Source organism: Streptomyces sp. NPDC002076 (assembly GCF_053593835.1).
This window is the reverse complement of sequence record NZ_JBSFDI010000018.1, coordinates 138,595-151,835: the sequence shown is the minus strand read 5'-3', so window position 1 is coordinate 151,835 and position 13,241 is coordinate 138,595. Positions and strand designations below refer to the sequence as shown.

Here is a 13,241-nt window from a genome sequence, read left to right as displayed (position 1 = left end):
ATGGCCCCGATCCTCACCCTGGACGCCGTTGTGGCCGGATACGGTGCCGGCGACATTCTGAAGGGCGTGCACCTGACCGTCGAACCCGGCACGGTCACGTGCCTGATCGGCCCCAATGGTGCAGGGAAGTCAACCGTTTTGAAGACCATCAGCGGGCTGCTGCGGCCGAAAGGGGGCACCGTCGCCTTCCGCGGCAAACCCCTGGGCAGGCTCTCGCCCAGGGAACGGCTGGGGCTCGGAATCGTCCACGTTCCCCAAGACCGCAGCTTGTTCCCGGCGATGAGCGTGTGGGACAACCTCCTCATGGGCGGCTACACCCTCAAGGACCACAAGGTGGTGCAGACCCGCATCGAACGCGCCGTCGAGGCCTTTCCCATCTGCGCCAAACGGGCGCGGGAGCACGCCGGTTCCCTCTCCGGCGGCGAGCAGAAGCAGGTCGAACTCGCTCGGACTCTGATCCTCGACCCCGCACTCATCCTTCTCGACGAGCCGTCCATCGGCCTGGACCCCAAATCCCGGCAGCAGGTCTTCACCAGCATCCGGCAACTCGCCACCGACGGCCGCACCGTGCTCCTTGTCGAGCAGAACGCACGCTCCGGTCTGGCCGCCTCCGACGTCGGGGCCGTCCTCGAAGCAGGCCGGGTCCGCCTCGTCGCCAGTGGTGCCGAACTGCTGGACGATCCTGAGGTGGCACGCCTCTACCTGGGAGCCGCGCCGCGATAGGTGGCACGCCAACGGTTCCTTACCCGCAAGCCCTGCCCACGGACACCGACCGCGGGCAGGGCAGCGGCCGTGCCCGGGCAGCCACCCGTCCGGTGGCGGCCCGGCAGCTGCGCTCCCCTTGCTCTATTTGGCTTCCTCGCTCTTTTGGCGTTGCTGTCCTCGCCTGCCTTCACCAGTCCCCGACGTCCCCTCGCCGGGAAGCGCTTGGTGCTGGCAGGCGCGAGCAGCCCACCTGTTTCCTGTCGCTTTCCCCGTTTGCCAGGGCCCTGTTGTGCAGGAGTGCACAACAGCCGCCAGCCGGTTGTCCGCCAGTATGCGGCGGGCGTCAAATGGCCAGGGGTCGGAAACGCAGCCGCCGCTCGGGAGCGGCTTCCGCTGAGTCCCGGAACCTGTGATCGGGTCAGAGACTGCCTGGGCGGACCAGGCCGGTCCTCTTCACCCCGGTCAGGATGGGGGTGACCTCAAGGGTGGTGATGTGTTCGAGGGCGCCGATGGTCTCGCTCAGGAAGTGGTAGAGCGCGTCGAGGTCGGTTGCCGCGACGGCCACAAGGAGGTTGGCCGAGCCGGTGGTGGCGGAAGCGAAGCGTACCTGGGGGTGGCGGCTGAGCTGTTGTCCGGTCTCCTCCAGTCCGCCAGGTGCGACGGTGATCCACAGGAGTGCCTCGGTCCGGACGCCCAGCCGGGCGAGATCGACTTCGGTCGCGAGTCTGAGTACCTGGCCGCCCACCAGTGCCTCTACCCGGCGGCGAGCGGTCAGGGCGGTGGTGTTGGCGCGGCGCGCGAGGTCGGTGTAGGGGGCTCGGCCGTCCTCGATCAGTGCGGTGATCAGCTGGTGGTCGAGGGGCTGGAGGACGGGGCGGGTAGGTGCCGCGGACAGGTCGGGCCGCAGGCTGGTCAGTTCGGTCTGTGTCAGCAGGCCGCCGCTCCAGTCGAAGGCGGCGGGGAAGACCCGCAGGAGGACGTGCGAGGTCCACGACTGGACCGCGGGGGTGGCGGGCAGGTCGCGCAGCAGCAGGTTGTTGCGGGCGTCCGGTCCGTCCAGGAAGAGGATGGTGCAGATCTCGTCGCCGCCGCCGAGGACGTCGACCCAGATGGTGTCGGGGCGGCGGGCGAGGGTGGCGGCGATGGCGCTGATCCGGTTGGGCCGGCAGCGGATGCGCAGGGCAAGCGGAATCAGCTCGGGGAAATGCACGGGGTTGCGTACGGCCGTGGCCCGCAGCGTCCCGTCGCCGAACAGCGGTGCCGCCCGGCGTACGACAGTGCGCTCCGAGATGCCCAGGACACGGCCGACCGTGCGCCAGGAGGCACGCGGGGCGGCCAGCATCGCGGCGGCGATCCGACTGTCCGTTTCATTCAACAGATGGCGCACTCTCTCCATATATCGAGATCCTATGTCCTTTTTCTTCGATCTAGATGGTCATTTCTGGCTCAGATTCTCACATCGGCCTAGAAACGTCTCAGAGCAACCGAGACGAGAGAGCAGGTGAGCACGATGACCGGTATCGAGCACACGGTGGTGGACACCGACCGGGGCAAGGTCAGGGGAATCGCGGAGGGCGAGGCGGTCTCCTTCCGGGGAATCCCGTACGCGGCGTCACCGGTCGGCGAGCTGCGGTTCGCGCCGCCGCAGCCGCACCCGGGCTGGACGGACGTGCGGGACGCGGCCAAGGCCGGCCCCTCCGTTCCGCAGGCGGCCTCCCGGCTGGAGAAGGTGCAGGGGCAGCGCGTGCCGGACTGGAACGAGGACGGCAGCCTGACCGTCAACGTCTTCACTCCACGCCGGGCGCTGGCGGACGGTGCGGCCCGACCCGTCCTGCTCTGGTGGCACGGCGGCGGCTTCACCAGCGGCTCCGGCGGCTGGGACTGGTACGACGGCGGCCGCCTCGCCGCGCTGGGCGACATCGTGGTCGTTACCGCCAACTACCGGGTGGGACCGCTGGGTTACCTCTACCTGCCGCAGATCGGCGCAGCCAACCTCGGCCCCCAGGACCAGGCCGCCGTGCTGCGCTGGCTGCAGAACAACATCGCCTCCTTCGGCGGCGACCCGCGCGCGGTCACCGTCGGCGGGCAGTCCGCCGGAGCGTACTCGGCCCTGTCGCTTGCGCTCGACCCCGAGACGAGCGGGTCCATCACCCGGGTGCTGCTGCAGAGCGGCCCCTTCGGCCTGAACCCACAGGATCCGCACCAGGCCGCCGAGAACGCCGACGCCTACCTGCGCCTGCTGGACATCCCAGTCGGCACTGATGCCGCGAAGGCCCTGCGTGCCCTGCCGGCCGAGCAGCTGCTGGACGCCTACGGCCGCCTCTCCGTCCAGCTCGCGGCTCCGGGTAACGCGGCTCCGCCGATGTACCCGGTCCTCGGTGCCCCCGGCATGCCCCGCACCCGGCAACAGGCGCTCACTGACGGCGCTTTGGAGGGCAAGACCCTGCTGATCGGCACCACCCGCGACGAGGCGACGGCCTTCTTCGCCTTCGACCCCCGCATCCAGAACCTCACCACCGACACCGCCCTGGACGTGCTCACCGCCCAGGTCGGCCGACAGGCCGCCCTGGACGTCTACCAGCAGCACGCCGCCCGCCTCCCGCAGGCGGCACCGGCGCAGATCTTCACCTCGGTGCAGACCGACGGCCTCTTCCGCGACGGCTCGCTGGAGATCGCCGACCATCACGCGGCCGGCGGCAACACCACCTACGTCTACCAGTTCGACTACGCCCCCGCCGAGGACCCGTACGCCCTGGGGGCCACCCACTGCGCCGAACTGCCCTTCCTCTTCGACACCTTCGACGCCTACCCCGGCAGCCCCGTCCTCGCCGGCGCCGGTGACGCCGAGCGCACCCTGAGCCTCGAATTCGCAACCGCCGTCGCCGAATTCGTCACCACTGGAACGACCAGCAACTGGCTGCCCTACGCGCCCGCGACCGCAGCCCGCATCCGCCACTTCGGCTGAGAGAGGAGACCGTCATGATGCACATCTTCCGCACGCCGACCATGCCTCACTGGGCCGAGTTCCTCACCTTGCTGGTCACCATCTACTTCTCGGGCCGGCTGTACTCGCTTACCATCGCCGACCGGTTCGCGAACTGGAACCAGTGGGTGCGCCCGCTCCCCTTCACCCTGGCCTCCATCGCGCTCCTCGTCTTCTTCGTGATGCCGGGCGCCGGCAGGCTCTGGAAGACCCTGTACGCGAAGGCCCTGCACACGGCCGCCGCCCACTGAACCCCGCCGATGGCCGGCGTCCCGCACCCGTGGGACGCCGGCCATCGCGTCTTCACGGCGGTGAGAACCCAGGCGTCTATGTGTGACGGGCGTCACATGTCGGGATTCGAACTTTCCTGCCCGCCCCGCATCCAGTCTGCGTCGGCCACGTTCGTTTCGGCTCACCAAGGAAGGCACAAGGGGTTATCTGCGCGGATTCATCCCCTGGATCGTCGCCGGCTTCGTGTCGGGCTTCGTCGACTGGCGACGCACCCCAACGGCGGTTGCGGAGTGTGGCCTGCCACAGGAGCAGCGATGCCGATCTTGAGCTGCCTCTGGGTGGCTCGGCGTCGACTTGCTCAGCGCAGGAAGCCGGCTCCGTCGCCCTGACGGTAGGCCCTGGAGCAGCGGGAAGCGTTGGTGAGCCGCCTGGAGACTCGCAGGTCAGCGTCTTGCTGGCGCAGGCCGAGCGCGGCTACGTGATCACTCACCCGGTGCTCAGAGCCACACGCGTAGATGGCTCACAGCGTCGTCCCCTGCCGTAAGAACTCACAGTTACGAACTGGCTTCCGTTAGCACGAGCGCTCGATGGACTGCTCGGACCAGATCGTTTTGCGGTTCCGGCCATGGCGGCAGCCCCAGCGTCCGGCGAGTTGGGCGACGAGGAACAGGCCCCGGCCTCCCTCGTCCGTGGTCTGGGCGCGGCGCATGCGAGGCTGGGTGCTGCTGGAGTCGGTGACCTCGCAGACCAGAACGTTGTGGCGGATCAGCCGCAGCTCCGCCGGTGCACGGCCGTAGCGAATCGCGTTGGTGACCAGTTCGCTCACGATGACTTCGGTGGTGAAGAGCAGGTCGTCCAGCCCCCACGTGGTGAGTTGGCGGGCCGTCCATTCCCGCGCCTTGGACACGGCGGCAGGATCGGCCGGGATCTCCCAGTGAGCGATGTCCTCCACAGGCACGGCGCGCGTGCGTGCCAGCAGCAGGGTCGCGTCGTCACGCCGCACCCGATCTGTCAGGCCGGCAAGGACGGCCGTACCGGTCTCAGTCAGAGCGCGGTCCGGACGGCAGGATGCGGCGAGGGTGTCCGTCAGGTGCCGCAGGCCTTGGTCGATGTCGTGGTCGCCGCCTTCGACCAGACCGTCGGTGTAGAGAGCGAGGACGCTGCCCGGGTCGAGGTCGATCGTGGTGGTCTCGTACGGCATACCGCTGAGGGTCAGGGGCGGTCCCGGGGAGACGTCGACGGTTTCCGTTGTTCCGTCGGGCCGGGCGAGGACAGGTGGCGGGTGCCCGGCGCTGGCCATGGCGCAACGCTGGGTGACCGGGTCGTAGACCGCGTACAGGCAGGTGGCGCCGACGATGTCGCCGTCGCCGGGAGTGGTCTCGGCCGCAAGGCGCTGGACCAGGTCAGCGATCCGGGTGAGCAACTCGTCCGGCTCCAGTTCGAGGTCCGCGAGCGTCTGGATGACGGCACGCAGGCGGCCCATGGTGGCGCTCGCGGGCATGCCGTGACCGATCACGTCTCCGGCGACAAGGGCCACCCGGAGAGAGGGCAGGGCAATGGCGTCGTACCAGTCGCCGCTGATCTCCGCCCCATCGCATGCGGGCAGGTAGACGCCGGCGGTCTCGGCTGCCGGAGTGTCGGTCGTGGCAGGAGGAAGGAGGCGCTGCTGCAGCGCCACGGCCGCCCGGTGCTCGCGTGTGTAACGGCGGGCATTGTCGATGGCGAGCGCCCCCCGCGAGGCGATCTGCCTCATGAGACCCACCTCGTCCTCTGTGAATGCGCCGGATCGGCCGCAGCGCCATACCGATATGGCGCCGAGAGTGAGACCGCGGGCGTGCAACGGTGCCACCATCACGGCATGGGCGTCCATCGGGACGAGATACTCGACCAGCTGCGGGTCGGCGACCACGGCAATGAAGTCGTCAAGGTCGAGGGCAACTGTCTTGCCCTCTCGGAAGCTGTGCAGGAAGGGGTGATCGGGGAGGGACGGGATGGGGTCGCCCCGGTTGATGCCCGCCGGCCATGCTGCGGCGACCGGCGCCAGGGCCGCGTTGCGCATGTCTCCAACACTCAGGTGCTTCGCGGGTTCCTCTCCGTCGAACACCGAGTGCGCAAGGTCGACCGCGGCGAGATCCCCCAGGCCCGGTACGAGGACGTCCGCGAGGTCCTGCGTGGTGCGCATGACGTCCAGCGAGCCTCCCACCTGCTCGGCCACCTTGCGGGCGAGATCCAGATGACGGCGAGCATGCAGCCCGTCGGTGCTGTCGATGTACAGGGCCGCGACCCCAGTGGGGCGTCCTCGGGCATCCTCCAGACGGAAGGCGGACAGGGACAGCGCGTGACGCCGCGCTGGATCGTGCCGCCAGGTCACGTGCTGTTCCCTGCGTACCACCGGTGCCCCGGTCTCGAGCACCTGGAGGAGCACTGCCTCGAGCTCCTCGGCGTCCTCGGCGCACAGAACGTCGTACAGCCGAGTGCCGGGCTGTACGTGACCGCCGTCGGGAGTGTCCGGTATCGCGTTCGTCTGCAACGTGGTCAGTTCCGTGTCATGCAGAGCGATCGTGATCCGGTGCTGCAAGGACAGCGCGCGCAGTAGCGCCGCGCCGTGCTCGTGGGCGGCCACGTCGTCTGCAGGGGCTGCCAGGACGAGGAACTCCGTAGCGGCTTCCACTGCCGAGATCCGGAAGGTGCCGTCGACGGTGTCGCCGGACCGGCGCCGCAGCCGTACCTGGCCGGAGGTCGGCCACTCCGCGACGCTGCGCAGCTCGCCCGGGAGGCCGGCCACCAGCTCCTGCACCGCGCGGCCGCAGACCTCTTCGGCGGCGAACCCGGTCAGGTCCCTGGCCGTTCCGGTCCACCGCAGCACCGCGCCCCGATCATCGAGCACGGCGGCTGCCACGCCGTCGAACACGTGCGGTGTGCCGACGGGGCCCGTAGGGAAAAGGCGTGCTGTCCTTCGCTGGTTGCCTTCTGAGGCATCGAAAGCTTCGTGGCTCATCTCTCATTCGCACTTTCATTGTCGGGGCTGCGGTGACCGGGGAGGCGCCATGCGCGTGTAGCTCTGCTCAGTGGCTCAGTGATCACGGCTTGGTGGTCTCGGAAGGCCGAGCCCCGCTCCTCACCGGGCAACGGCCTTGGGGAGCAGATCCTGTTCGGCCCAGACGACCTTGCCGTCCGTCGCGGAGCGGGAGCCCCACCTGCGGGACAGCTGCGCGACCAGATAGAGGCCGCGGCCGTTCTCGTCGAGGGTGCGGGGATGACGGGGACGTGGGTGGCCGGTGTTGGTATCGAAGACTTCGCAGGTCAGGACCTGGTGCTGGATGAGCCGCAGGCGGCTCGGGCCGTCGCCGTGGTGGATGGCGTTGGTGACCAGTTCACTGACGATCTGCTCCGCCGGCATCACGAGATGCTCCAGTCCCCATTCCCTGAGCTGACGGGTGGCCAGGTGCCGGGCAGTGCATACGGCGGCCGGTTCGTTCGGCAGTTCCCAGGAGGCGATCTGGGCCGGTTCGAGTGCACGAGTGCGCGCCACGAGCAAGGTGACATCGTCGGGCTGTGCCTGCGTCGGCAAGGTCTCGATCACCTGTGAGCAGAGCTCTTCGAGCGATGAACCGGGGTGTGCCAGGGCAGCGCCCAGGCGGTTCATGCCGACGTCGAGGTCGTGGTCGCGGGACTCGACCAGGCCGTCGGAGTAGAGCGCGAGCAGACTTCCCTCGGGCAGTTGGACTTCCACGGCTTCGAAGGGCACGAGACCGAGGCCGAGGCCGAGTGGGGCTCCGGCGGGCAGGTCGGGCATGGTGACCCGGCCCGTCGGGTCGACGATCAGGGGCGGTGGGTGTCCTGCCCGGGCCATGGTGCACCGCCGGGTTACGGGGTCGTAGACGGCGTACAGACAGGTGGCGCCCACCACCTCGGGGACCTCGTCAAAGACGTCATCGTCTTCGTCGTTCAGCCGCCGGACCGTGTCGTCGAGGTGCGCCAGCAGTTCGTCGGGGGGCAGGTCCAGGTCCGCGAGCGTGCGCACGGCGGTGCGGAGCCTGCCCATGGTCGCCGCGGCTTTGATGCCGTGTCCGACCACGTCACCGACGACGAGGGCGACCCGCGCGCCGGACAGCTCGATCACGTCGAACCAGTCTCCTCCCACGCCATGATCCATGTCGGCCGGGACGTAGCGCGAGGCGACCTCGACGGCGACCCCGCCTCGCACCCGGTGGGGGAGGAGGTCGCGTTGCAGCGTGAGGGCGGCGGAGCGCTCGCGCGCGTACTGCAGCGCGTTGTCCAGACTGAGCGCGGCCCGGGTGACGAGTTCCTCGGCCAGGAGAAGGTCGTCCTCCTGGAAGGGCGCCTGTTCCCCGGAGCGGCCGAACAGCGCCAGTCCCAGCACGCAGCGTCGCGCGCGGATGGGTACGACCATCAAGGAATGGACGCCGCTGTCACGCACCTTCTGCGCCCGCGCCGGGTCGTGGTGGACCCACGGGCCGAGATGGGCCTCCATGTCCAGTACCGGTACCAGGTGGGACCTTCCCGTGCGCAGCACGTCGGCGAAGGGCGAGGCCGGGTGGACGTGGATCAACTCCTCGCGCACCCAGGGAAGTTCCAGGACACCCAGCTCGACAGAGGCCAGACCGGCACGGCGCAGCGCAGGAAGGCGGCCGTTCCCCGTGCCGATCCGTGCCGAGGGCTCCAGGGCGAACGGAACCGACTCCACCAGGTCGACGAGGGCGTGGTCGGCCAGCAGGGGCACGGTGAGGTCGGCCAGTTCCTGCCCGGTCTGCATGACGTCGAGGGTGCTGCCGATGCGCGTGCTGGCTTCGCTCAGGATGGCAAGGCGCTCGCGTGCCCGTCGGTTGCCGGTGACGTCCACGCTGATGGAGCACACCCCCAGTGGCTCGCCGTCTGCGCCCTGGAGGCAGAAGTACGAGGCCGAGAACACGTGCTCCCGGCGCTGAGCGGTCGGCGGCCACGCCCGGTACTCGTGGACCATGGTGGTGCCGCTCTCCAGCACCTGCTGCATCACCGCCTCGAGCGCTGCGGCCTCGAAACCGGGCAGCGAATCCCTCAGGCGGGAACCGAACCGTCGGTCAGGGGGAACCCCGTCGCAGAGCTCCATGGCGTCGTTCACCCAGGTGCAGCGCAGCTGCGGGTCACGGACGACGATGCCGATCGGCGTGTGGGCAAGGAGCGATTCCCGCAACGGCCCATGGGTCATCTCCGAGGACAGGGTGCCGATGTCGGTCACGGACACCAGCCACCGAGTGCCGGCGTCCTGTCCCCGCAGCAGCGAGACACGCAGAGTCATCTTGAGCACGTGACCGTCGCGGTGGCGGACGGCCACGGGCCCGGACCAGCCGCCCCGGGCCCGGCACTGCTCGCCGTGCACCTGAGCGCACACGCCGTCCTCGGCCGACGCCAGCACCTGTGCGGCGGACCGGCCCACCACCTCGCGGGCCGAGTACCCCACGAGCTGCTCGGCGGCCTGCGTCCATCCGACCACCGTTCCGATGGCATCGATCATCGCTATGGCAGCGTCGTGTGTCTCCCGGGACCTCACCTGCTCGGCGAGCGGCGTGTGGTCAATGTTCGTCATGTGGTTCCTCCCGTCGGGGACCCGTTGCCGGCGGAGCGGGCCGTCGACGCGACATGTCTGGTTCGGACTATGTGCCCATTTCTGATGAAATAATCAGACATAAGGGGCTGCTCGTCAAGGCTTGGTCAGTAGTGATGAATCGATCAGTTGCGTTCAGCCGAGGGCGTGGAATGATGGATTCATCAGAACTGTCGGAGTTATCGTGGTGCATCCAGATGTCAGCCTCACTCACGAACCGATTCGAACGCCGTCGGGCTGAGACCCGGCAGGCACTCGTCCGCGCCGCGCGGGAGATCCTGGCCGAATCCGGTGACACCGGCGCCAGCATTCGGGCCATCGCCGAGCGCGCGGACGTCGGCTTCGGCTCCTTCTCCAACCACTTCACGTGCAAGCCGGACCTGTTCGCCGCGGCCGTGGCCGATGCGCTGGAGGAGTACGGCCAGGCCATCGACGCAAGCCTGCACGGCGTCGCCGATCCCGCCGAGCGCCTCGCCGGCGGCTTGCGGCTCAGTGCACGCCTGGCCGACTCGCACTCGGAAATCATGCGGATCCTGTGTCACAGCGAGCTCGGCCGCATAGGCACCGGCCATGGGCTGGCCCCGCGCGCGAGGCGCGACATGGAGCAGGGTATGACGTCGGGCCGCTTCGCCGTGGTCGATCCGGTCATCGCCCTGACGGTGCTCAACGGCAGCCTGATGGCGCTCCTGGAGCTCTGGTTCAACCGGCCCGAGGCCGATATCCACCAGGCCGCGGACACGATGGCGCAGATGCTCCTGCACATGCTCGGTCTGCCACCGGACGAGGCCTGCGAGGTCGCCCGACGTCCTCTGCCCGCTGCGGCCTGAATCCCGGACTCTGCGCCGACATCGTCGTGCGACAGGCCGGGCGGGGATGCCGCTGCCGGCACACCCGCACGTAAAGTTTCTGCACGCGTCACAGAAAGCCGACCCGACGCCTCACGCCGCCGCTGCGGACACCACAGGCCGATCCGCTGAGTACGCCGCCGACACCTCCGACGACGGCGCGCCGCGCTACCGGATACAGCTGCTCACCGAGGCGGACGTGCGCCCCGCAATCGTCTCCGAGCAGGCCTACCCGCTGACCGTCGTCGCCAACGAGGAACTGGTCAGTGACCCGACCGGTCTGTGGGACTTCAGCATCGAGCCGCCGCGGCCGGCCGCGAAGTCCATCACCGTCGAGCTGCCGGAGGGTGTCAGCTACGACACCGGCAACCACCTGGCGGTCTTCGCCAAGAACGACCCCGCCCTGGTCTACCGGGCGCTGGCACGGCTCGGCGTCGACTACGACCAGGTACTCCGGTTCGACCAGCCCGGCGGCGGCCGGACACACCTGCCGGTCGGCGTCCCTGTCACCGCCGGCCTGCTGCTCACCGAGTTCCTGGAACTCCAGGATGTGGCCACCCGCGCCCAGCTGCGGATCCTGGCCGAGCACACCCCGTGCCCGTGGACCAGGCCGCAGCTGGAGGCGTACACGGCCGACACCGAGGAGGCCGAGGAGCGGTACCAGAAGGAGATACTCGGCAAGCGGGTCTCGGTGCTGAATCTGCTGGAGCGCTTCCCGGCAGTCGAACTGCCGCTGGCGGTCTTCCTGGAGATGATGGGACCGATCCGTCCTCGCTTCTACTCCATCTCCTCCGCCCCGCCGGCCAACCCGCGTCATGTACGCCTGACCGTCGGGCTCCTCGAAGGCCCCGCCCTTTCCGGCAGCGGCCAGTACCGCGGCCTGTGCTCGTCGTACATCGCGGGCCTGAAGCCGGGAGACGTCTTCTACGGCTACGTGCGCGTTCCTTCCCCCACGTTCGCTCCGCCGGCCGACCCCGCCACGCCGCTGATCCTCATCGGCCCCGGCACCGGCATCGCGCCGCTGCGCGGCTTCTTGGAGGAGCGCGCATGGCAGCAGGAGAGCGGCACGAAGGTGGGCCTGTCCCAGGTCTTCGTCGGCTGCCGGCACCCGGAGCACGACTACTTCTACCGGCAGGAGATGCAGGACTGGGAGCAGGCTGGGATCGCCCAGGTGCACACCGCCTACTCCGCGGTGACCGGCCACCCGGCCCGATTCGTGCAGGACGCCATCGCGGGTGCCGCCGACACCGTGTGGCAGGCCATCCAGGACGGGGCGTACATCTACGTCTGCGCCGACGGCCGCCGCATGGCACCCGCCGTGCGCGAGGCACTCGCCGTCATTTACCGGAAGCACACCGGCAGCGACGACGAGGCCGCCCAGCAGTGGCTCGCCCAGCTCGAAGCGGACGGGCGCTACCAGCAGGACGTCTTCGCCTGACCCCAGACGCCGCGAGGCGCGCGGTGTACCTGTCCCTCCGCGCGCCTCCCGGCCCCCGCCGCAACGGTTCCTTTACCTGCAGAAGCCGGCTCACGGGCACTCCTGCGCCACGCCGGAGGGCGTCGTCGAACTGGTGCAGCTTGCCTCCAGCGGCCGACTCGACCTGGACCCCTTCATCACCGACCACACCCCGCTCACGGACGCCCCTGAGGCGGCCATCCGTCTGGAGATTGAGATCCGGGATCCGATCCGTCTCATCCTTGCCCCCTGATACCTCGACACCAATTCAACAGACCACCTCTGGGCAGGGGTGAGTGGGCGCCGGTGCCCGAGGGCGCACCGGCGCCCACGGTCGTTCGGCCCCCGCTATGGGGCAAAGCGCCCGGGGGGATCAGATCCAGCCGCGGCGAACGGCCTGTGCACCCGCCTGGAACCGGCTCGTCGCCCCGAGGCGGGCGGTGAGGTCGGCGATGCGCCGACGCAACGTGCGTTCGCTCAGGCCCACTTGGCGCGCTATGGTCTCGTCCTTCAGCCCGGCATGGAGCAGATGGATCAGATTGCGGTCGCTTTCGCTGAGCTCAGGATGGGCTTCCGTCTGCCGGGCCTCGCTGCCGAAAACCGGGGTGGCCTGCTGCCAGCTCGCCTCGAAGAGGTCGACGAGGGCGTCGCACAGCGGTGACCGGTGGACCAGGGCGGCCGTGGTGCGCAGGCCGTCGGCGCCTGCGGTGAGCGGAACCAGGGCATCGCGGCGGTCGAAGACCAGCAGCTTCAACGGCACATGGGGCAAGACCCGGGCCTGCTCTCCGAGCGACACGAGGTGCTGGAGCAGTTCCGCGCGCTCGGGGACGGCCAGCACCTGGCTCGAATAGACAGCCCGCGCCCGCACGCCTCGGGCCAGCAGGTCCTCCTCGAACTGCAACGCACTTGCGTCAGCGGACAGATAGGGCGGGGTGTCGAAGCACAGCACCTCGTGCTCGGCGCCCGCCATCAGCTCGGTCAGCCAGTCGTTGATCGCTGTCGGCCCCTCGATGATCTCCACCAGTCGACTCGGGTCGGAGCTCAGTTTGCGCTCGTTGAACTCGGCGCCGTAGGCGTCCAGCGCGGCCTCCGCGCGCTCCAGTTCCAGACGGCGCGCACGGATCAGGGCGGCCAGACCGATCCGCGGATCCAGCGGGGCGTAGCGGGTGGGCCGGCTCGCCGAGGGCACCGCGAGGCCCGCTGCGACCAGGTCGTCCAGCATGCGACGGGCCTGTGCGGTGCTGCAGGACTGGTGCCTGGCCAGCTCCGTCGCGGTCACCGGCGGAGAAGCCAACAAGTGGCGATAGGTGCGCTCAGTCGGATCGTCCAGACCCAGGGACTCCAGCACCGGCTCGCCTCCCTCCTGTGTTCGGCCGAGGCGGGGCGTGGCCGCTTTCGGCTGCTGACCGGTAGCGG

At 69.4% G+C, this 13,241-nt stretch carries 10 protein-coding genes; 6 read left to right on the top strand and 4 right to left on the bottom strand.

The features are described 5' to 3' along the window. Positions 1 to 723 carry an ABC transporter ATP-binding protein gene (locus ACWCQS_RS32385; RefSeq protein ID WP_451007752.1) on the top strand — a complete coding sequence of 241 codons (723 nt, stop codon included), beginning with the start codon at positions 1 to 3 and terminating at the stop codon, positions 721 to 723. Between the two features lie 400 nt (positions 724 to 1,123). On the opposite strand, the gene ACWCQS_RS32380 is transcribed toward ACWCQS_RS32385, so the two are convergent. Next, positions 1,124 to 2,101, bottom strand: coding sequence for an AsnC family transcriptional regulator (locus ACWCQS_RS32380; RefSeq protein WP_451007751.1), 978 nt, complete (start codon positions 2,099 to 2,101; stop codon positions 1,124 to 1,126). 114 nt (positions 2,102 to 2,215) lie between these two features. Between ACWCQS_RS32380 and ACWCQS_RS32375 the strand changes: the two genes are divergently transcribed. Next, a complete protein-coding gene (locus ACWCQS_RS32375; RefSeq protein ID WP_451007750.1) occupies positions 2,216 to 3,670 on the top strand; it encodes a carboxylesterase/lipase family protein in 1,455 nt (484 codons plus the stop codon). A gap of 14 nt (positions 3,671 to 3,684) precedes the next feature. Further along, positions 3,685 to 3,939, top strand: a complete 255-nt coding sequence (locus ACWCQS_RS32370) for a hypothetical protein (protein WP_451007749.1) — start codon at positions 3,685 to 3,687, stop codon at positions 3,937 to 3,939. Positions 3,940 to 4,490: 551 nt separating this feature from the next. On the opposite strand, the gene ACWCQS_RS32365 is transcribed toward ACWCQS_RS32370, so the two are convergent. Both ACWCQS_RS32365 and ACWCQS_RS32360 read right to left on the bottom strand, forming a co-directional pair. Beyond that, a complete protein-coding gene (locus tag ACWCQS_RS32365) occupies positions 4,491 to 6,818 on the bottom strand; it encodes a SpoIIE family protein phosphatase (protein ID WP_451007748.1) in 2,328 nt (775 codons plus the stop codon). Positions 6,819 to 7,037: 219 nt separating this feature from the next. Continuing rightward, positions 7,038 to 9,506, bottom strand: coding sequence for a SpoIIE family protein phosphatase (locus ACWCQS_RS32360; protein ID WP_451007747.1), 2,469 nt, complete (start codon positions 9,504 to 9,506; stop codon positions 7,038 to 7,040). Between the two features lie 209 nt (positions 9,507 to 9,715). On the opposite strand from ACWCQS_RS32360, the gene ACWCQS_RS32355 reads away from it, so the two are divergent. The 3 genes from ACWCQS_RS32355 to ACWCQS_RS32345 all read left to right on the top strand — a co-directional run bounded on the left by ACWCQS_RS32355 (position 9,716) and on the right by ACWCQS_RS32345 (position 12,078). After that, positions 9,716 to 10,351 (top strand): TetR family transcriptional regulator, encoded by a 636-nt coding sequence (locus ACWCQS_RS32355; protein WP_451007801.1) that lies wholly within the window; start codon positions 9,716 to 9,718, stop codon positions 10,349 to 10,351. A 217-nt stretch (positions 10,352 to 10,568) separates the two neighbouring features. Further along, the gene (locus tag ACWCQS_RS32350; protein WP_451007746.1) at positions 10,569 to 11,807 is read left to right on the top strand and encodes a hypothetical protein; all 1,239 of its coding nucleotides are present in this window, start codon (positions 10,569 to 10,571) and stop codon (positions 11,805 to 11,807) included. A gap of 133 nt (positions 11,808 to 11,940) precedes the next feature. Further along, the gene (locus tag ACWCQS_RS32345) at positions 11,941 to 12,078 is read left to right on the top strand and encodes a hypothetical protein (protein WP_451007745.1); all 138 of its coding nucleotides are present in this window, start codon (positions 11,941 to 11,943) and stop codon (positions 12,076 to 12,078) included. Between the two features lie 120 nt (positions 12,079 to 12,198). Here ACWCQS_RS32345 and ACWCQS_RS32340 read toward each other — a convergent pair whose 3' ends face one another. Next, the gene (locus ACWCQS_RS32340; RefSeq protein WP_388633531.1) at positions 12,199 to 13,173 is read right to left on the bottom strand and encodes a helix-turn-helix domain-containing protein; all 975 of its coding nucleotides are present in this window, start codon (positions 13,171 to 13,173) and stop codon (positions 12,199 to 12,201) included. Between the last annotated feature and the right edge of the window lie 68 nt (positions 13,174 to 13,241).